This window comes from Caballeronia sp. GAFFF2 (assembly GCF_023631485.1).
In the GTDB taxonomy this organism is placed as follows: domain Bacteria; phylum Pseudomonadota; class Gammaproteobacteria; order Burkholderiales; family Burkholderiaceae; genus Caballeronia.
Map to the genome: position 1 here is coordinate 62,043 of NZ_JALQDA010000035.1, position 20,077 is coordinate 82,119.

The window sequence follows — 20,077 nt, forward strand, 5'->3', positions numbered from 1 at the left end:
CAATCAGACTTGTACGTGTAAATCCCAATACTGATTTTCTCCGGCTTGTCACAAGCCATTCACCGGGAAACACCAAGCCAGATAATCGCCTTCAGAAATCCGCATGAATTTTCGAAGGCTGGCATGCACCACGATTGGATATGTGGGCTTCCGCGCATACCGGCAACCTACCCGCTGATACGGTTGCGACACGCACAATCCTCGCCTCTCTCACGGTCCATATCGATCGGCGGCACCTTCGCGAGACGGCTCGGCAGGCCTTTACCAGCATGTCGTCTTCAAGCCTCGTTTGAATTAACCATAAGATTCGGGATCTGCTCACATGATTGCGAGTGATAAATCGTCTGAAGAAGCCGGCGTTGAATCCGATGACGAAATCCCTTTTGCTGCGCTGATTGATACGATTATTAACCACCGCATTCTTATTAGCACGGTGGTTTGTCTCGCGCTATTGATTGGCGCCGCGTATGCCTATCTAAGTCCACCGATTTTCCAATCCGCCATTCTCATCAAGGTGGATGACAACAAGGACGTTTCCAATTCACGCGCTGGCGACCCTTTAAGCAATATGTTGCCGACTCTCGATGACCGCTCTTCCGCTGAAGGCGAAATTCAGGTGCTGGGTTCGAAGCTCGTCGTCTCGCGCGCCGTCGACGCCCTCAAGCTCTATATCAGCGCGCGGCCGTTGCGCCTGCCCTTCATCGGCAGCCGTCTGGTTCATCACGACGGCTCGCTATCCGAGCCGGGCCTCTTCGGCTTCGGCCATTACACCTGGGGCGACGAATCCATCAGCGTCACGGACTTCGACGTGCCGCGCTCGCTCGAAGGCCAGAACTTCCTGCTCACGGCCGGCAGCGACGGCGAATACACGCTCGGCCACCCGGCGCTCGGCGCGCCCGTGACGGGCAAGGTGGGCGAGATTCTGGAAGCGCAAACCGCCAAGGGGCCGGTCAGGCTTTTCGTCTCTTCGCTCAAGGGCAATCCTGGCGCCGGCTTCAACGTCAATCATTACTCGCGTCAATTGACCATCGACGCGATTCAGAACCAGCTCAAGATCAGCGAACAAGGCAACAAGTCGAGCGTGCTGAAGGCGACGCTGGAAAGCGCCGATCCCGTGCAAGTGGCCGCGACCATCAACGAGATCGGGCGGCAGTATGTGCGTCTCAACGGCGACCGCAAGGCGGTGATCGCGGAGAACTCGCTCACTTATCTGCAGCGCCAGTTGCCCGTGCTCAAGCAACAGATGGAAGAAGCGGAGAACGCGTACAACACGTACCGCGACGCCAACTCGCTGCTCGATTCGGACGAAGCCAACCGTCTGCTGCTCAAGCAGACAGCCGACGCCAACGGGCAACTGCTGGCCTTGCGCCATACCCGCGACGATCTCGCCACGACCTTCTCGCCTTCGCATCCGCGTGTGGTCGCGGTGGACCGGCAGATCGCCGCGACTCAGCAATTCCTCGAAAAACTCAACGACCGCACCCGCTCGATGCCGATGGCCGAGCAAGGCGCACTGCGCCTCTTGCGTAACGTGCGCGTGAATACCGATCTCTATACGGCGCTGCGCAACAACATCGAAGAGATGATGCTCATCAAGGCGGGCAAGGCGGCATCGGTGCAACTGATCGATATCGCCGACGTGCCCGAACAACCGGTCAAGCCAGTCAAGCTACTGGCGCTCGCCATCGCGCTCGTGCTCGGTCTCTTCTTCGGCATCGGGCTCGCGATGCTTCTGGATCGCGTCTTCCGTGGTGTCACGGACACGCAGGAGATCGAGATCGAGACGGGCCTTTCCGTATTCGCAACCATTCCGAAGAGCGCGCGGCAAGCTGCGCTGACGACCGCCATCGGTGGTTCCGCGCCGCGTCAGGCCGTGCTCGCCGCGCAGTTCCCGAAGGACCCGACCGTGGAGGCGCTGCGCATCCTGCGCTCCGCGTTGCAGTTCACGCTGGTCGGCGCACGCAACAACGTCGTGATGATCGCCGGGCCGCTGCCGGGCGTGGGCAAGTCGTTCCTTTCGGCGAATCTCGCCACCGTGCTGGCTTCGGGCGGCACGCGCGTGCTCCTGATCGACGCCGACTTGCGCAAGGGTTATCTGCACAAGCAGTTCGGGCTCGATCCGGGACCGGGTCTCGCCGACATGCTGGCGGGCAACCGCACGCTCGAGGCCACCGTGAATCGCCAGGTGTTTCCGAACCTCGATGTGCTGCAAGGCGGTCCTTATCCGTCGACGCCGGCCGAGCTGCTTCTGCGAGCGAAGTATCGCGAAGTGATCGACGAGGCATCGAAGGCCTACGACATCGTGCTGGTCGACGCGCCGGCCGTGCTCGCCGTATCCGATGCGGGCGCCATTGCGCCGGCCGCAGGCAGCATCTTTCTGGTTTCGTCTTACGGGCAGACGCGCGTCGGTGAAATCAAGGAATCGATCAAGCGCCTCAATCAAACCGGCGCACGCGTGACGGGCGTGCTGCTCAACAGCGTCGCATTGCATACCGCCAATACCGCGCTCGCGGGGCGCTATGGCAGCAGCGCTTATGTCGCGCATAACTACGAGTCGGCGCCCGACTGAAGCGAGAGGACATCCGGCTTTAACGGATATGCGGTAATCCAACACAACCTTGCGTTGCTTCGAGACTGGAGACACCTCAATGCGTTCGCTCACGGACCAGAAGATCGCCGTCATCGGGCTGGGCTATGTCGGCCTGCCCCTCGCGGTAGAGTTCAGCAAGCATCACGCGGTAGTCGGCTTCGACGTGAACCGTCATCGCATCGACTCGTTGCGCGAAGGACACGACGCCACGCTGGAAGTCGGCGACGACGAGCTGCATGCGGCGCAATCGCTTGCATTCACCGACGATCCCGAAGCGCTCAAGGATTGCACCGTGTTCATCGCCACGGTGCCGACGCCGATCGACCGGCACAAGCGCCCTGACCTCGGCATGCTGCTGCGCGCAAGCGAAACGATAGGCGGCGCGCTCAAACCGGGCGACGTGGTGATCTATGAATCGACCGTATATCCGGGCGTGACCGAGGAGGAGTGCGTGCCCGTGCTCGAACGCGTGTCGGGCTTGCGCTTCAATGTCGATTTCTTCGCGGGCTACAGCCCCGAGCGGATCAACCCGGGCGACAAGCTGCATCGCTTGCCGGACATCAAGAAAGTGACTTCCGGGTCCACCCCCGAAGTGGCCGAGGCGGTAGATGAACTGTACAGACAGATCATCACCGCCGGCACGCACAAGGCCGCGAGCATTCGCGTGGCAGAAGCGGCAAAGGCAATCGAGAACACACAGCGCGACGTGAACATCGCGCTCGTCAACGAGTTGTCGATCATCTTCAACAAGATGGGTATCGACACCGAAGCCGTGCTGCTCGCCGCCGGCACGAAATGGAACTTTCTGAACTTCAGGCCCGGACTCGTGGGCGGTCACTGCATCGGCGTGGACCCGTACTACCTGACGCACATGGCGCAGTCGATCGGCTACAACCCGGAAATCATTCTCGCCGGACGGCGCCTGAACGACAGCATGGGCACGTATGCGGTCTCGCAACTCGTCAAGGCGATGACGCGTGCGCGCATCTATATTCCCGGCGCGCGCGTGCTCGTCATGGGGCTCGCGTTCAAGGAGAACTGTCCGGACATGCGCAACTCGCGTGTGGTGGACATCGTCACTGAACTCACGCAATACGGCACGAATGTCGATGTCTACGACCCGTGGATCTCGCGTGAAGACGCGTTCCACGAATACGGCATCCAGCCCGTGGAAGAGCCTGCCAAGGGCGTGTACGACGCGATCGTCGTGGCGGTATCGCACCGGCAATTCACGGAAATGGGTGCGGCCGCGCTGCATGCCTACGGCAAGAAGCAACACGTCGTCTACGATCTGAAATACGTTCTTCCCGCCGACGCAAGCGACTTGCGCCTGTAGTGCAGGCATAAAATGACAATGAAAGATCGATACGAAAGCGTGCGCGAACAATTGCGCGCACGTCCGGAGACATGGCTCATCACGGGCGTGGCCGGCTTCATCGGCTCCAACTTGCTCGAAGCGTTGCTCGCGCTCGATCAGCGCGTGGTCGGACTCGATAACTTCGCGACCGGGCACGAACGCAATCTCGAAGAAGTGCGCGAGAGCGTCGATGAAAGGCAGTGGCGGCGCTTTCGCTTCATCGAAGGCGACATCCGCAATCTGCTCGATTGTCAGGCGGCCATGCAAGGCGTGGATCACGTGCTGCACGAAGCGGCGCTCGGTTCGGTGCCGCGCTCGGTGGCCGACCCCATCGCTACGCACGAAACGAATTTGAGCGGCTTCCTGAACGTGCTATGCGCCGCGCGCGATGCGCAAGTGCAGAGCTTCACGTATGCGGCATCGAGTTCGACATATGGCGATCATCCCGGCTTGCCGAAGGTGGAAGATCGCATCGGCCAGCCGCTCTCGCCTTACGCGGTCACGAAATATGCGAACGAGCTCTATGCGTCGGTGTTCGCGCGCGCTTACGGCTTCAATGCGACGGGCCTGCGCTACTTCAACGTCTTCGGCAAGCGTCAGGACCCGGATGGCGCTTATGCCGCCGTGATTCCGAAGTGGACGGCCGCGCTCATCAACGACGAGATCGTGACCATCAACGGCGACGGTGAAACGAGCCGCGATTTCTGTTTCGTCGATAACGTCGTGCAGATGAACCTGCTCGCGGCCAAGGCGGATGCCGCGGCCCGCGGTCAGGTCTACAACGTCGCCGTGGGCGATCGCACGACGCTCGGACAACTCTTCGCGGAACTCAAGCGTCTGCTCGCCGCGCACGGCATCGCTTATGAGCGCGATGCGCACTTTGGACCTTTTCGAGCGGGCGATGTCCGTCATTCGCAAGCCGATGTCGGCAAGGCCGAACGTCTGCTCGGTTATGACGGCAAGGTGCCGTTTGCGGAAGGACTCGCGCGCGCGATGCCGTGGTACATCCGCTTTCTGGCAGAACGTGCTGGCCACGAGCCGAACCGCGTCGACGCGCTCTCGGCCATGGCCAGCGGAAAGTGAGGCCGCCGCGTTGATATCACAATTCGCCGCGTTGAGAGACCGCTTGCTGCAGCTTCATCCCGACCACCTTCGCGCTGCGCGGGGTATGTCGAGAGTGGCGGCGTTCGTGCTGATCGGGCGCTCCGCGGGCGCGTTCAAGGAGATGGTGATCGCATATCGCTACGGCATCAGCAACGTGGTCGATGCCTATCAGATCACCCTCATGCTGGTTTCGTGGCTGCCGTCGGCGTGCTCCGCCATCTTCGCCATCGTGCTGGTGCCTGCATTCGTCGATCTGCGCAAGCAATCCGCGAGCGAAGAAGCGCAATTTCTGAGCGAACTCGTTACATGGTCGGCCGTGGTGGGACTCGGTTTCACCGCGATCCTGTATCTGATCTGGCCATACGTTCTGCGGCTCATGGCGGGCAATCTCGCCGTCGAGACGCAGGACATGGCGCATCACATGATGATGGTGATGGCGCCCATCGGCGTGCTCATCATGATGGTCACGGCCTACTCGACGCGTCTGCAATCGAGCGAGCGCCATATCGCGACCTTGCTCGACGGCCTGCCTGCCGTGATGACGCTTCTGCTCGTGCTGTTCTTTACCGGCAATAGCGCAATGCAGCCGCTCATGTACGGCACGTTGCTCGGATATGTCGCGCTGGTTCTGGTGCTGAGGCCGCTCGGCGGCAAGGTCGATAACAACTATGCGCGCTTGAGCTTCACGTTCCGCTCGCGCAAATGGCCGCCCGTCTATCACGCGGTACGCGTCTTCATGCTCGGTCAACTGGTGGTGTGCTGCACACCCGCGATCGATCAATACTTCGTCGCCCATCTGGGCGATGGCGCGGTCGCGACCCTCGGCTATGCGAACCGCGTGTTCGGTCTGATCATCAGCATGGGCGCGCTTGCCATTGCGCAGGGCACCTTGCCGGTGCTGTCCGACATTCTCGGCCGCGACGATCACAAGCGCGCGCGTCATACCGCGTTCCAATGGTCGCTTCTGATGCTCGGCGCGGGAACCGTCTGCGCGGCGATTGCATACCCGCTTGCGCCGTGGATGGTCGGTGTGCTCTTTCAGCGTGGCGCGTTCACCGCGCAGAACACGGAACTGGTCGCGGAACTCATGCGCTTTTCGCTCGTGCAGTTGCCGTTCTACTTCGCCTCGCTCGTGATGATGAACCTGTTGTCGGTCGAGGGACGTTACAAGGAGATGGCCATCATTACCGCACTGGGGTTTATCGTCAAAGTCGCAGCCAACACATTGCTCACGCGCTGGATCGGCATGCCGGGCGTGGTCGTCGCGACCGGCGTGATGCAGGCATCCGTCTTTTGCCTCTCGATGCTCTTCACGCGACGCATCCCGCCGCTGCGACCGACCGGAGGATTGGCTGCATGAACATCATGCTGTTGGTGAGCTCGATGGGCAGCGGCGGCGCCGAGCGCGTGGCCGCCACACTCGTGGATGCATGGAGCGAGCGCGGCGACAAGGTCACGCTCGTCGCCACGTATAGCCGCAAGCGCGCGTGCTTCTATGCGCTGTCCGACAAGGTGCGCTTCATCCAGCTTGCGGATCGGATCCCGCCCACGCGCAATAAGTTCTTCGGCTACATGCAACGGCACCGGGCGTTGCGCAAGCTGATACGCGAGACCAATCCGGACGTGGTGATCAGCTTCCTCACCAACGTGAACGTGGCGAGCATTCTCGCTTGCGCGGGTCTGCGCGTTCCGGTCATTGCATGCGAACACAACGATCCTTCCGTCGATGGCCGCACGCCGTTCTGGAAGTTCGCCACGCGCCTCGCTTATCCGCATGCGCGCGCCGTCACGGTACTGACCGACAACGTCGTTGCGCCGTTCAACGCGATGGTGCCCGGCATCAAGCACACGGCGGTCATGCCGAACCCGCTGCCCGACGAACTGTTCCACCAGCCCGCGCCAACGGCAAGCCCCGATGAACGCATGCGGCTCGTTTCGCTCGGACGGCTGCATCCGCAAAAAAACTACGGCTTATTGATCGATTCGTTCGCGGCCATCGCCCATGAATTTCCACAGTGGGATGTGTGGATCTGGGGCGAAGGAGCGGAACGCATGACGTTGCAATCGCGAATCCAGCAGCGCGGCATGAGCGGACGCATCTTCATGCCTGGCGTCACCGACAAGCCGTGGACGGAAGTGCTGCGCTCGCAGGCCTTCGTCATGTCCTCGCGCTTCGAAGGCTTTGGACTTGCGCTGGCCGAGAGCATGGCGCTCGGCGTGCCGGCAGTGGCAGTCGACTGCCCGAGCGGTCCACGCGATATCACGCGCGATGGCGAAGACGCCTTGCTCGTGCCACCTGGCGATCCCATTGCGCTCGCGCACGCATTGCGCCGCATGCTTGCCGACGAAGGTTTGCGCAAAGCGCTCTCCGTCAAGGGCGCGCAATCGGTACGCGCGCGCTATGCCGTCAGCACCATCCTGCGGGCGTGGGACGAACTCTTCGCGCGCGTGGGTATCAGCGAAACGAAAACATCGACCGGTACGGATACTGGCCTGCGTCATGCAGAAGCATCGAGCCCCGGCACGTTGAACTAGATCCTGAGAGGCAGGCGATGAACAAGGTCATTCTCTTTGCGAATACCGACTGGTATCTCTACAACTTTCGTCTTTCGCTTGCCAATCGACTTCGCGATCTTGGGCATGAAGTCATATTGCTTTCGCCGCCCGGCGAATATGGACCGCGCCTGATCGAACTCGGCTTTCGCTGGCATGCGGTGCCAATGGTCCGGCGCAGTCTCAATCCATTGCGCGAACTCAATCTCGTGCTCTGGCTCGCGCGTTTCTTTCGCGCGGAACACGCTTCGCTCGTGCATGGCTTCACGATCAAGAGCGCGGTCTATGGGTCGCTTGCCGCGAGGCTAGCAGGCGTGCCCGCTCGCGTGAATTCGGTGGCGGGGCTGGGTTACGTTTTCACGAGCCGCGACATGAAAGCGCGCTTTTTACGGCCCGTGGTGCGCCAGGTCCTGCGTCTGGCTCTTGACGGCGAGAACTGTGCGCTGATCCTGCAAAATCCGGACGATGTAGCGATGTTCAAGAGCGCCCGTCTTGCCGATGAACAAGCCATCCACCTCATCAAAGGCTCCGGCGTGAATTGCGCGCGCTTCACGGCGCCTCCCGCCGATGCGCCTCTTTCGCACGCGCCGCTGCGCGTGCTGCTTGCGGCACGCATGCTGTGGGACAAGGGCATTGCCGAATTCATCGAGGCCGCGCGCGTGCTCAAGCGCGAGGGACGCACCATCCGCTTCATTCTTGCGGGGACGCCGGACGCGGGCAATCCCGCTTCGATCGAACAGTCGACGATAGAAGGCTGGGTGAAGGAAGGCCTCGTCGAATGGCGCGGTCATGTCAGCGACATGCCGGGTCTGTTTGCAGAAACGGATGTCATGGCGCTGCCGAGTTATCGCGAAGGCTTGCCAAAGTCCCTTATCGAAGCGGCCGCGTGCGCATTGCCGCTCATCACGACCGATGCACCCGGCTGCCGCGAAGTGGTGAGCCGCAACGGCGAAGACGGGCTCGTGGTGCCGGTGCGTAATGCAACGGCGCTGGCCGACGCCATCCGCCTGCTCGACGACGACCGTCCGCTCGCGCGCAAGCTCGGACTCGCCGCGCGCGAGAAGGCGCTGCGCGAATTCGATGAAGCGATCGTCATCGACAGGACCGTTGCGGTGTATCGCGCGCTCGCGCCCGCGACATCGACGGCGAGTGCGACCGCATCCGTCGAGATCACGCCTTGAAGATCGTTCATGTCATCACCGCATTGCCCGCGGACGGCGCGGAGATGATGCTATATCGACTGATTCGCGCATCGCGCGGCGAAGGCGTCGAGCATGTGGTCATCTCGCTGTCGTCTGAAGACACGCTGGCGGCGCGCATTCGTGAGGCGGGCGCCGAAGTGCGCATACTCGGCATGAGCAAGAGTCTGCCGGAGCCGCGCAAGTTAGTGCAGCTCGTGCGCTGGATCGACGAACTCGAACCCGATGTCGTTCAGACCTGGCTTTATCACGGCGATCTGATGGGCGGACTCGCGGTCACGGCCGTGAGAGCATGGCGCAAGAAACGGCTGCCGCTCGCCTGGGGCATTCATCACACGGACCTTCGTTCAAGCGGTAGCAGCCGCATGACGCGCTGGGTGACGCGAGCATGCGCGCTGCTGTCGAACCACGTGCCCGATGCGATCATCTGCTGCGGCGAAGCTGCACGGCGCGCGCATATCGAAGGCGGTTACTGCGCGAAGAAGATGATCGCGGTTCCAAACGGCTTCGAACTCGATGTCTTCAAGCCCGCGCCAGCGTCTCACAAGGCATTACGCGAAAACCACGGCTTCGCTGCGGATGCGCCGGTCGTCGGCATCATGGGCCGGTATCACGCGGTCAAGGACTATCCCAACTTCATCGCGGCAGTGCGGCGTGTGCTGCAATCTTTGCCGCAGTGCCGCTTCGTGATGGCAGGCAATGGCCTCGACGATGACAACCGCGAGCTCGTCGAACTCATTCGCAGTGAAGGCGTGGCACATGCGTGCCGCTTGCTTGGCCCGCTTAAGCATCCTGAAGCGCTATTGGCGGGGCTCGATGTCTTCTGTCTTTCGTCACGCAGCGAGGGATTGCCGACCGTCATCGGCGAAGCCATGGCATGCGAGACGCCATGCGTGGCGACCGACGTCGGCGATACCGCGTGGCTCATCGGGGAAACGGGAACCGTCGTGCCGCCTCGGAACGCCGATGCACTGGCGCAGGCACTCGTCGACATGTTGATGCTGCCGCGGACGCGGCGCGCGGCGCTTGGCGTGGCGGCGAGAGAGAGAATCGACAGGGCTTTTTCGATCGAAGCCAGCTGGCGTCGCTATGAAGACATCTACTTGCGAATCAGCGAACGAAGGGGCTCAGTGGATGAAGCGTCGGCGCCAGTCGCACAGGTGTCGGCGAAAGAACGACACATTGGTTCCGGTCAATAACCGCGCACCGGAAGATTTTGCACGCGGTTCGTCATTTCGGATGTTCCGAACCCGGCCCGGAATGGCCCGCGCCTTTAGTCTTCAGCTCGCCCGCTTTATGCGAACGTGACCAGATGCTCGTACGCCCTTGCTCGTCGCGTCGGCGGCGGCGCGAGGGCAACAGTACGTCGGCGAGCGCAAGCAAGGCAAGCGCGACGACAGCGAAGAAGGCGATCGTGCCAATGATGATGGCGAGATCCATTGAATCTCCAGACTTTTCCTGCGTTTTCGGAGATGGCGTCTCGTGACGCCCGATACTTTATTAGAGCACCATCCATGCCAATCGTTTTCGGCATCTCCGTCTAAAAAGCCTGGCATGGTAAAGCGCCGCGCAAAGAAAAATCGGTGCGCCAAGCACCGACACCGGGCGCGCGCTGAACGCGCGCCCTCTTTTCGACATGTTGCCTCGCTAAACGCTTAACGCGTGTAGACCATGTTGGTGACTTCGACCGTCGGACCGGCGTTGTCCCAATCGGTCTTGCTAAAGCCGAGCGCTGAATGCATATAGACCGGCGACGCGCTCGTGATATGACCCGTGACCGAATGGCCGTTTAGCGCAAGGCCACCGACTTCGTACGCGACGTGATTGGCGTTGTTGTCGCGATGGTTCGAGATATCGATCGAGACGACCTTGTTCACCGAACCTGGCAAGGCGCCCAGATAAATCAGAATGCCATAGCGGCAGCTGTTCGTCGTTGGGCTGATGATCTTGATGTTCTGCAGCACGGCGTTGTTGTTGTTGGGTTCGATGTCGAGGCCCGCCGAAGGCAACGTGCCGCCGATGTTTTCCCAGGTCGGCGTATCGAACGTGATATTCGCGCCACTCGTGATCGTTGCGCCCTGACGGCGGCAACCGGTCGCGTGGTGCTTCGTAATGTTGACCGTGTTGCTCGGCGTCGTCAGGCTGCGATACGAGTTGCCGATGTAGATGCCGTCGCCCCAGCAGTTGATCGTGGTCGGCGAGGTGATCGTCACGTTGGTCGAACCCGCGATGGAGATGCCCATGCCCTGGCCGCCGTCGTTCGGATCGTTGGTCGCGGAGTTGAGTTCCTTGCTGCCGTCGAGCGAGGCGTTTTCAATCTGCACGTTCTGGGCATCCCAGACGCGCAGGATCTGATAGCTGGCGACGTTGTGCGCGAGCAGCTTGATCGACGCGCCGCTTGCGAAACGCAGGTGTGAGTTCGTGCGCAGGTCGAGGCCGGCCGCATCGATACGGCTCTTGCCGGTGATCAGCAGAATCTTGCCGACTGAACCGTCGATCGCTTTCTGAAGCGCGACGCGGTCGTTGGTAGTGCCATCGCCCTTCACGCCGAAGGACGTGTCGGTGACCGTGCCGGATGTCGTCGCGGCCTGCGTCGACGAAGCGACCGCCGGTGTCGAAGCAGCTTGGGTGCTTGAGGCGGAACTGGTGCCGGACGCACGGCGGCGGCGCTTGGAGACGGAATCAGCGACATCTCCTTCACCGCCGCCACCGCATGCGGAAAGTGCGAGCGATCCGGTGCTGGCCATCACCGCAGTGAGAAACTTGCGACGCGTGAAGATTTGATCGATCTGATCAGCAAATGGCATTGGAGTAACAGGAGTTTTTTTGTTCAAGGACATGAGCTCGAAGTTATCAATGGGCGTCTGACGAACAGATTCGCCGTGTCAGCTTTCGGATTGGATTTTCACGACTCGGATGGCCCTCGGAAGGACCAGCAAACTCGCGCACTCGTTGGAACGGCATTAATTACCTTTATCGAAATTAAGTTCGCCCCCGATAAGGCATTAAATACCGAATACGGATCGTATGATACAGATCGTTGTATGACGAATAGAGACGAATCGTAACTATCTGTAACTGTATAACGGGGACAGGGCCGAATTTTCTGGCTCACGCAACGCGCGATCGCACGTCAGGCGGGAAATACGCTTTTCTATTGCGCATATAATCAGATGAATAAGCAATTCTCGAATTTATTGCGAAAAACGAATTCTGTCGCAGTGAAACAACGGCTATTTATCAGATTAATGAAGGAAATTTTCCCTGAATTCTTCTAATCAGCTGATTGGAGATCTTTCAGCAAAATCTCTGATTTTCGTGTTTAGCTTGTTTCCCGCAACGCTGAGCGCACGGAATTAAACAAGCTTGATCGGTCATTCTCAAGCCGCGCTGAATTGTGAACAGATTCGCTTCTAGGCCTTTCTACGCCTGTTCTTTGCCCAAGGATTTTTCTGGCCGAACGTTCGAACGCCAGACATTAACGCTCGCTTTCTTAAGCATTCGTTGTGCGCCAGAAATGGCGAATGCCACGCGTCCCCAGTTCGTTTGCGCAAGTTGCAGACTGCAAACCATTGCGGTATTGCCCCGGCTCCAGTACGGCTTGAACGTTTCTGCGCCGATGCCGAGGTCGAAATCCAGACGCTGCTCGATTGCCCACCGAACCCATGCCTCGGTTGAAACCGCGCCGGGTGCGAATTTCCCAAAGCGCTTATCGAAACTCGCAATCAGACCGATCATGCTCTTTGCGCCGAGACCGATCATGTTCACGGCGAGAATCTCGCCATCGAGTTTCAGGACCATGAGCTTTGCACATGCGAGGGGATGACAATGATTCAGCAGCTCGATTAGATAATTGCGGAAGGTTTCCTCCCACAGCCAACTGCCCTTCTTGTCGACGCGTTCGCCCCACTCGCGCTTTCTCGCCAGCATCCAGTCGACCATGCGCGCGTTCTCTTCACGGTCGTGCGGGCCGAGAATACGCACCTCGAACTTGCCTTCGCGGTCGAGTCGTTCACGCAACTGGCCGGGTCGCTTGCCCGAAAGCTTGCCCAAGCCAATGACGAATTCATCCCAACAATTCACTTCCGAAAGTTTAGCCACGGCATAGGGATGTTCCTTGGCGAGCATGATCCCCGGATGCTCCGCAGCGAGCCGATACAACTCGCTTTTGCAATCGACATACGGAAGCAAAACAATATCGCCCTTCCCTAGGTCACGCGCCGCCTGCCAGATCGATTGCGACAGATCCGGCGATGCATACGCTGGATCGGTCAGCACGGTCGTATAGTCTGCCGATTCAGAGCTAAGTGGCCGAAGCACGTTCCAGAGACGATTGCGCGAACGCACGAGCGGCCAAATGGCGACGATACGTTCCTCGCGCCGCGCAGTAATGATGCAAAGTGACCGTCCCGCAGGTTTGGCGACATGACGCCAAACCAATGAGCAGACCGCAAACGATTCATGATGCCACCCGTCGGCGAGCGTCCACAGTTCATCCCATTCTTTATGCAGCGCTTCGAATTCGTCAGGACTTTTAATCAGATCGATCACATATTTGGCCGTATTCATCGGGCAGCTCCGGCATCGTTATTCGAGGTCCGCTTGATCATGGATCTGCAACCGCACAAGCGTGCCCTCATAGCGCGCACTTAAGCACAAGCTTGGCTCTCCTTCGAGTCAAGATCTTGCATCGAATAGCAAACTGCCCAACGTGCGATGGCGTACAGTGGTGCATGCGATTGGTCTTTACGCTCCAGTAAGCCCCTATACAGGGTCGCGCAGGAGACGGCGCGACTTCGTCTCGATAGAACGCACATCCTCATGCTGTCACCGGTCCGCGACAAGCGGCCTGCAACACGGCGCTTCATCTGCGAGGCGGCCCGGTGCAATCGTCCATCTTTGGCGGCGAACGGGATGATCAAAGCGACATACACACAAAGCGAACGGCTTTCATGAACCGAGTTGTGAGGGACAATGGATAACGAATGCTATTCAGTAAGCTCTTCACCTATCGAGCCAAGCTCAAAACCGGTTAAAAAGAAAATCAGGGAAAACGTCAAGAACGATTCGAGCACCACTAAAGCAGAAGGCATCGTGGAGCGCTCCATCTTTCATGAGCCCTGGTGGCTTGAAGCGGCGACCGACGGTAAATGGGGCATTGCTGAAGTAAAGCAGGGCGATGTCGTCATTGGGGAAATGCCTTATATGTTCGAGCGTAAAGGCATCTGGCGCATATCCGTGCTGCCGCCTTTGACGCGCACGCTTGGCCCTGTCATCAAACCGCAACGTTTAGGTAGTGGCGAGCGCGAATGGTGTTATCGAATGGACATCACGAATCAGCTCGTCTCGAAGATTCCGGCGTGTGCGCATTTTCATCAATTGATGGACACGCGTATGTCGCAAGCCGAAGCTATTGCATTTTCGCTGCATGGCTTCGATGTCTCCATAGGCTATACGCTCGAGTTGCCGGCTGATCGAAGCGAAGCCGAGGCATGGTCGGCGCTGCGGCGCAATACACGCAATTGGCTGCGTCGCGCCACCGAACGGCTTACCGTGCGCGAAATAAACAGCCCCGACGCCTTCACGGATTTCTACGACGCCAACCTCGCCGTGCGCAAACGCAATAACGTGTACGGCTCGCAGATCATGCGCCGCGTGCTCGGCGAAGTCATCGAGCGCAATGCAGGTGTGATGCTTGGTGCATTCGACGAGAACGGCCAACTCGTCGCCGAGACCGCACTCGTGTGGGATACGCGTGCCGTGTACTACCTGCTGTCATCGCGCGCGGCGGATGCACACGGCGGCGCAATAAGTCTTCTGATTTGGGAAGGCGCGCGCGTGGCGCGAGAACGCAAACTCATTTTCGATTTCGACGGCATTTCCACCGCTACCATTCTCGACTTTCTATCGGGCTTCGGGGGACGCCTTGTAACGCGCTATGAAATTGAACGCATGCGCGCGGATTACGGCGCCTTGCGCACCGTACTAAGAGGCGAGAAGATGGCAATCCGCACTGGCGCGCGACGCTTGCGCAAGGCAACGCTCGATAAAACGTGAATCATGCAGGCGAATGACCGCGCCATTGCTTGCCATGCGCGGTCATAAGCCGAGGAAATACGCGTACACGCCCTCGTAATAGCTCTTGATGATTTCCGCAGTCAGCACCAGCAATATTCCCACGGTCCACCAGCATACGAAGCGATTCTTGAAGCGCGTCTGCCCGACGAGAAACGGCAGCAGCAAGGGCACGCAATACCATACGCGCCCTTTGCCGAAGGGAAACAGCAGGAAGGCAAGCACCAGATAAAGCACGAGCGCGACGTCCATGAAACAGATGTCGCGCCATGCCTGAGCCTTGCCCGCCTGCTTCGTTTTCCATTCCGTATAAAACATGACAAGTGCCGCCGTCATATAAACCACGAGGAGAATCACCAGTTTGATGGTGAAATCGTTCTGGTAGCCCGCATATTCGTCGATACGACGGCCGCCAAAGTTCTTGAAGAGAAAGCCCGCCGACGAAACCAGCACGACCGCCACCGCCGAAGCGCTTCCCAACGCGAGCCATCTGCGATTGCCCCATGGACGCATTGCGATAAGCAGGAGCGCGGGCACCGCGAACGTGGTGTGAATAAAACTTGCGAGTAGCCATCCCGTTACGGGTCTTTGATAGCGCAAGGACACGAGCATGGCGATAGAGAACGCCATCCCCTGGCGAATCTGAAATAGTCCGACAGTGGCGAGCGCCATCGGCACGACACACCAGAGCACGAGACCCAGCAATGGCCGGCGTACTTCCAGAAGCGCAATGAAGATCAGCGCGTTGAGCAGCACCACCGTAAGTCGCACACCGGCATCGGGTGTAAAGCCCAATGCGTTCAAACCGACGACCCAAGCGCGCCAACCGAATTCCTCGGTGATCGTGCTGATGACGAAACTAACCGTGGATTTGCGTTCCTCGTAAGTATTGAGGAACCAGTCCCACGTGGTCTTGCGGAAGTATTCGAGGTAATTGTCCTGGTCGAGCAACGTCGGCACATTGCGTACGCCCGTCGCCATCACATACAGGACGACGAGCGCGAGAATGATGAACAGCAAGCCATTCGGCGTCGCCAGATAGGAATGAGCACGCGCACGAGGACGGGAAGGAGAAACGCTTCGCGCTTCCATTGCTCTTGCTCTCATCTAGGAATTCCCTTGCTAGCGCGATTCTAATGATATGGCGACAACCCGCTGAGGGTGTCGTGAGTACATGCGACCCGTCTGTACGTTGTCGCACAGCATGTGGCTTAACGGATGAGGCGTAACCCGGACACGACGATAGCCGGCCCGCGCTTATCGTAGTCGACGCTTTCGACTGAGGCTAGCCGCGAATTCACCCATACCGGCGAGACATTCGTCACGCTACCTTTCACCGTCCATCCTTTAGTGTCGAGACCGGATACGCTAAAGGCATTGTCGGAAGAAGATTCATCGCGCTGTCCGCTTATTTCTATGCTTACGGTCTTAGGCTTGGGGCCGGGCAATTCCGCGAGATAAACGAGAATGCCGATACTGCATCGGCGCGTAAGCGGATCTACGATGCGAATGTCTTCGAGCACGTCTCGATTGGAGTTCGGTTCGATATCGATGCCTGCCGAAGGCGCTGTTCCACCGATGTCTTCCCACACACCACGTTCGATCAGCACGTTCATTCCACTGATGAGCGACACACCCTGACGCCGGCACGCACGCGCATGATGATCGCGGACGACAATATTGCGGGATCGTCGCGTCACCCGTTCATAACTATTGGCGATATAAAGGCCATCGCCCCAACAGCCGATCGTCGTGGCCGAGTTTATCGTGACATTCGTGCTCCCCGCGATGGAAATGCCCATACCGTAGCCACCGTCGTGTGTTTCGGGCGGCGCTGCGTTGAGCTCCTTGCTGCCATCCAGCGTCGCATTTTCCAGCAGCACGTTATCCGCATCCCAGATACGGATCATCTGATAAGAAGGCGTGTCGTGAGGCAACAGCTTGATCGATGCGCCATCCGCAAAACGCAGATGCGTACTGCTGTGCAGATCCAGACCTCGCGTATCCATTCGACACCGACCTTCTATCAACAAGGTCTTGCCGACGGTACTGTCTATCGCGGCCTGAAGACGCGCGCGGTCATTGCTTTTACCGTCGCCTATCACACCGAACATGCTTGCCCGTATAAGCTCAGTCGAATCATTTGTTTGCGCATGCGCGCGATGCGGCGCAAGGGTTTGCACCAATGCGCACGATGCAAAAACCTTTAATGCAGTTCTTCTATCGAGCATATCGTAATGGTTCAACGCGTTGAATAAAGCATTCACGGGATGGACCCGCATCGCGACTCACATCTTCGACTCTGAAGACCTTTAGGTCTATTGTCACGCCTGACGCACGTTTTAGCGGTGGCCAATGAAGCGCTCCGATCCAAAGGTTTTCATCGGACGAGAGATCTTCGACGACCTTGCACGCGGGTCACGCCCACCGCTATTTCATTCGTTGCTAGTCCAATTGCAAGCCAAGCTGCTTCGCTCGTATCAACGATCAGTGTCAGCATTTCGCTAACGCTTTGCCACAGGCTTGACTCGATAATGTTCAACAATGCTTAGAGCACAAAAGTCGTCTTAGAAGCGCTAGCAAATTTGAATCGATACGCGGTCTAGCCCACATTTCATCTTCAAAAAAAGATGGTCACTTCGCTGCACTCCGCGAGATGATATTTGGACTCCGAAAGGCATTTAATCATGGGGGTTTCCCTAATTAATCAGTAAATACGGCAAAAAGCAAATAGCTTGATGAAATAGCCGTTAGCCGTAAGCGCGATGTACCGCCTTGTCATCTCATTCCGTTGCTTTTCGTTTTTCAGTTTCGTCGATGTTGCGCCGCTTACTTCCTGGACTATCTGCATGCTTCGGTCTCGCCGAACGATAGTTCGTCCTCACTGAAATTAACGACCGTCCGCGTTTAAGACGAGCATAAGACAATGCTAAACCTCGCTCTCGGTTGCCTGACTTCGTTTTGTCTGACTCTTTGGATCGTGCGTTATGCGAGTCATGCGGGATCGCATTTACTCGACACCGACCTCAATGGAGTGCAGAAGAATCATGCGGTCCCCGTGCCACGCGTGGGCGGTGCGGCCATCGTCGGCGGAACGGCAATTACGTTCATGATGGGCGGCCTATTCGGTGCGAATCCACGCGGCGAGTCGATGCTGTTATTGGCGTGCGCCGCTTTACCGTTCCTGGCCGGCTGTCTCGAAGACCTGACCAAGCATGTAAGCCCGCGTGCGCGTCTGCTCGCGGCCATGGCAGGGTCGATCGGTGGCGTCTATGCGTTGCATGCGGTATTGGTTCGCGTGGATCTGCCGGTGGTCGATCACGGGCTTCAACTCATGCCGCTTGCGGTCGGCCTCACCGTGCTGACCGTGTCGGGACTCACGAACGCAATCAATCTCATCGACGGCATGAATGGCCTCGCATCGGTCTCGTCCATCCTGATCTTCGCTTCGATAGGGTTCGTCGCGCATCAAGTCGGTGACTGGCTGATCATGAGCGTCGCGTTGACCATGATCGGCACCATCCTTGGCTTCGTCGTATGGAATTATCCAGGCGCCCACATTTTCCTAGGCGATGGCGGTGCATACTTTATCGGCTTCGTCATGGCCGAATTGCTCGTGCTGCTGATCGCGCGGCATCCTTCCGTGTCGGCGTGGTATGCGGCGGTCGTCGCCATCTATCCGCTCTTCGAAACCGTGTTCTCGATCTATCGCCGCAAGTTCGTGCGCGGCCGACCTGTGAGCGAACCAGATGGCGTGCACCTTCACACGCTCATCTACAAGCGCATTGCACTCAAAGGATCGGACTATAGCGATGTGCGTCAGCGCGCGCGCCGCAATGGCCGCACATCGCCTTATCTGTGGGTGTTGTGCGCGGTGGGCGTCGCGCCCGCAACGGTGTTCTGGGACCGGCCGCTTGCGCTTTTCGTCACCGGCGCGATGTTCATCGCGGTCTACGTATGGTTCTATGCAAGCATCGTGCGTTTCAGGACGCCGCGTTTTCTCACCGCGCATTCGGCGATTGCTCCGACCGCCTCCGAAACCCGCCGTTGATTACGCAGGCTCGGCGGCAGGCAAGCTTGTTTGATCGACCAATCGCGTGGCCGCCAGCTCGCTAAGCTCCTCCATGTTGAGCGAAGCGAAGCCGTGGCGTTCGCGCAGCAGAACATAGTGCTCGGCAATGCGCTCAAGAAACGCGATGTTCTGCGCGGTATTGCGGCCAAAGTTATGCGGATGCCACCAGAGGTGATAAAGGCGCTTGTTGAGCGCCGCATCGGTCATGGCATTTTTTATTCGTCCAAGGCGCAAGCCATCGAGCATTGCCCATTTGCTTGAATAAGGCCTCAGAAAACTGCTTGCCGGAAAATTGAAAGGCGCGCTTTCGAAGCATGATTCGAGCGCATGGGTATTGTGTCCGGACACGTTCATATAAGCATCGAGCAAACGCGTTGCGCGGCGCAGATAGCCTTGCCCTGCCTTGTCGGAGGCCGCATAAGCGTGACCGCCTTGTGTTCCGCGATAACACACGATGCCATGCCGCGCGAGCGCCGCAAGGTAGTCTTCATTGCACTGGTTGCGCGGAAATACGATGCTCTTCAACCGCAAGCCTGCGCGCCTGGCAACCTCCGTGGCGCATTCGATATCCGCTTCGAATTCGCGCAAGCCCTGACCTTGTTCTAGACAGTAGTAATGCGAATAGGTGTGCGTGCCGATAGCCTGACCAGGTTGCTCCGCAATGCGTTCGACGAGTTCGGGCGCGAAGTGATAAAGCGGATCGAGCGCCTGGCCTGCATCGATATATTCATAAGGGGAAATGCCTGCGCGCACGTAATTCGGCCGCAGGGAAGGCGGCGGTAAAGCCGCGCGAAGTTCATCCGCATTGCGATGAAAAAGAAAGCCTACCGTGGCCCATGTCGCGTGAATGCCGTTTGCGGCAAAGACATCGAGCATGCGCGGAATGGCCTCGCGCACGCCGCGCAGGTTCGCGCCATAGCTCTCGATGGTGCGCGTCTCGCGCACGCCCCAGAGCAATTCGAAGTCAAGCGAGACCGTGAACACCCCATGGTCGAATGTCATGAAGCGGCTTTTCGTCGTGGAAGAGAAATGAATCAGGCGAACGATGCTTGATGCATGCGCATGTTCGCTGATTTCCCCGCCGACGATGGTGGGCTACCGCACTTAGACGAAGCGGGCCATCGACG

The 20,077-nt window shown here is 58.8% G+C and carries 15 protein-coding genes; 9 read left to right on the forward strand and 6 right to left on the reverse strand.

All coding sequences use genetic code 11. The features are described from left to right. The first annotated feature begins 322 nt into the window (after positions 1 to 322). From NCT04_RS26450 to NCT04_RS26480, 7 genes are all read left to right on the forward strand, one after another. On the forward strand, positions 323 to 2,569 hold the full coding sequence (locus NCT04_RS26450) for a polysaccharide biosynthesis tyrosine autokinase (protein WP_250468410.1): 2,247 nt from the start codon (positions 323 to 325) through the stop codon (positions 2,567 to 2,569). A 79-nt stretch (positions 2,570 to 2,648) separates the two neighbouring features. Then, complete coding sequence (gene tviB / locus NCT04_RS26455; RefSeq protein ID WP_250468411.1) at positions 2,649 to 3,926, forward strand: Vi polysaccharide biosynthesis UDP-N-acetylglucosamine C-6 dehydrogenase TviB; 1,278 nt, start codon at positions 2,649 to 2,651, stop codon at positions 3,924 to 3,926. A gap of 18 nt (positions 3,927 to 3,944) precedes the next feature. Continuing rightward, entirely contained in the window at positions 3,945 to 5,030 is a 1,086-nt protein-coding gene (locus tag NCT04_RS26460) for an SDR family oxidoreductase (RefSeq protein ID WP_250468412.1), read from the forward strand. Between the two features lie 85 nt (positions 5,031 to 5,115). Next, complete coding sequence (gene murJ / locus NCT04_RS26465) at positions 5,116 to 6,411, forward strand: murein biosynthesis integral membrane protein MurJ (RefSeq protein ID WP_244830151.1); 1,296 nt, start codon at positions 5,116 to 5,118, stop codon at positions 6,409 to 6,411. Then, positions 6,408 to 7,586, forward strand: coding sequence for a glycosyltransferase family 4 protein (locus NCT04_RS26470; RefSeq protein ID WP_250468413.1), 1,179 nt, complete (start codon positions 6,408 to 6,410; stop codon positions 7,584 to 7,586). Before murJ ends, NCT04_RS26470 begins: the two co-directional genes overlap by 4 nt. Before the next feature lie 17 nt (positions 7,587 to 7,603). Continuing rightward, entirely contained in the window at positions 7,604 to 8,785 is a 1,182-nt protein-coding gene (locus tag NCT04_RS26475; protein WP_250468414.1) for a glycosyltransferase family 4 protein, read from the forward strand. Continuing rightward, complete coding sequence (locus tag NCT04_RS26480) at positions 8,782 to 10,002, forward strand: glycosyltransferase (RefSeq protein WP_250468415.1); 1,221 nt, start codon at positions 8,782 to 8,784, stop codon at positions 10,000 to 10,002. The genes NCT04_RS26475 and NCT04_RS26480 overlap by 4 nt, the downstream gene beginning before the upstream one ends. Before the next feature lie 31 nt (positions 10,003 to 10,033). Here NCT04_RS26480 and NCT04_RS26485 read toward each other — a convergent pair whose 3' ends face one another. From NCT04_RS26485 to NCT04_RS26495, 3 genes are all read right to left on the reverse strand, one after another. Next, positions 10,034 to 10,243, reverse strand: coding sequence for a hypothetical protein (locus NCT04_RS26485; RefSeq protein WP_250468416.1), 210 nt, complete (start codon positions 10,241 to 10,243; stop codon positions 10,034 to 10,036). A 215-nt stretch (positions 10,244 to 10,458) separates the two neighbouring features. Further along, entirely contained in the window at positions 10,459 to 11,610 is a 1,152-nt protein-coding gene (locus NCT04_RS26490) for a glycoside hydrolase family protein (RefSeq protein ID WP_250468417.1), read from the reverse strand. A gap of 616 nt (positions 11,611 to 12,226) precedes the next feature. Next, positions 12,227 to 13,372: a GNAT family N-acetyltransferase gene (locus tag NCT04_RS26495; RefSeq protein WP_250468418.1), complete on the reverse strand. Its 1,146-nt coding sequence runs from the start codon at positions 13,370 to 13,372 to the stop codon at positions 12,227 to 12,229. 525 nt (positions 13,373 to 13,897) lie between these two features. On the opposite strand from NCT04_RS26495, the gene NCT04_RS26500 reads away from it, so the two are divergent. Further along, a complete protein-coding gene (locus NCT04_RS26500) occupies positions 13,898 to 14,860 on the forward strand; it encodes a GNAT family N-acetyltransferase (protein ID WP_250468419.1) in 963 nt (320 codons plus the stop codon). A gap of 42 nt (positions 14,861 to 14,902) precedes the next feature. On the opposite strand, the gene NCT04_RS26505 is transcribed toward NCT04_RS26500, so the two are convergent. Then, positions 14,903 to 15,985, reverse strand: coding sequence for an EpsG family protein (locus tag NCT04_RS26505; RefSeq protein ID WP_250468420.1), 1,083 nt, complete (start codon positions 15,983 to 15,985; stop codon positions 14,903 to 14,905). Positions 15,986 to 16,089: 104 nt separating this feature from the next. Next, positions 16,090 to 17,145, reverse strand: a complete 1,056-nt coding sequence (locus tag NCT04_RS26510) for a glycoside hydrolase family protein (RefSeq protein WP_250468421.1) — start codon at positions 17,143 to 17,145, stop codon at positions 16,090 to 16,092. A gap of 659 nt (positions 17,146 to 17,804) precedes the next feature. On the opposite strand from NCT04_RS26510, the gene NCT04_RS26515 reads away from it, so the two are divergent. Beyond that, positions 17,805 to 18,929, forward strand: a complete 1,125-nt coding sequence (locus tag NCT04_RS26515) for an MraY family glycosyltransferase (RefSeq protein ID WP_250468422.1) — start codon at positions 17,805 to 17,807, stop codon at positions 18,927 to 18,929. On the opposite strand, the gene NCT04_RS26520 is transcribed toward NCT04_RS26515, so the two are convergent. Then, a complete protein-coding gene (locus NCT04_RS26520) occupies positions 18,930 to 19,952 on the reverse strand; it encodes a polysaccharide deacetylase family protein (RefSeq protein ID WP_250468423.1) in 1,023 nt (340 codons plus the stop codon). Between the last annotated feature and the right edge of the window lie 125 nt (positions 19,953 to 20,077).

Excerpts from the sequence above, each read along its gene's own strand:
- NCT04_RS26460 (WP_250468412.1), top strand. The coding sequence starts at position 3,945 with ATGAAAGATCGATACGAAAGCGTGCGCGAACAATTGCGCGCACGTCCG.
- tviB (WP_250468411.1), top strand. The coding sequence starts at position 2,649 with ATGCGTTCGCTCACGGACCAGAAGATCGCCGTCATCGGGCTGGGCTAT.
- NCT04_RS26485 (WP_250468416.1), bottom strand. The coding sequence starts at position 10,243 with ATGGATCTCGCCATCATCATTGGCACGATCGCCTTCTTCGCTGTCGTC.
- murJ (WP_244830151.1), top strand. The coding sequence starts at position 5,116 with ATGTCGAGAGTGGCGGCGTTCGTGCTGATCGGGCGCTCCGCGGGCGCG.
- NCT04_RS26450 (WP_250468410.1), top strand. The coding sequence starts at position 323 with ATGATTGCGAGTGATAAATCGTCTGAAGAAGCCGGCGTTGAATCCGAT.
- NCT04_RS26505 (WP_250468420.1), bottom strand. The coding sequence starts at position 15,985 with ATGAGAGCAAGAGCAATGGAAGCGCGAAGCGTTTCTCCTTCCCGTCCT.
- NCT04_RS26520 (WP_250468423.1), bottom strand. The coding sequence starts at position 19,952 with ATGACATTCGACCATGGGGTGTTCACGGTCTCGCTTGACTTCGAATTG.
- NCT04_RS26475 (WP_250468414.1), top strand. The coding sequence starts at position 7,604 with ATGAACAAGGTCATTCTCTTTGCGAATACCGACTGGTATCTCTACAAC.
- NCT04_RS26470 (WP_250468413.1), top strand. The coding sequence starts at position 6,408 with ATGAACATCATGCTGTTGGTGAGCTCGATGGGCAGCGGCGGCGCCGAG.
- NCT04_RS26515 (WP_250468422.1), top strand. The coding sequence starts at position 17,805 with ATGCTAAACCTCGCTCTCGGTTGCCTGACTTCGTTTTGTCTGACTCTT.
- NCT04_RS26490 (WP_250468417.1), bottom strand. The coding sequence starts at position 11,610 with ATGCCATTTGCTGATCAGATCGATCAAATCTTCACGCGTCGCAAGTTT.
- NCT04_RS26495 (WP_250468418.1), bottom strand. The coding sequence starts at position 13,372 with ATGAATACGGCCAAATATGTGATCGATCTGATTAAAAGTCCTGACGAA.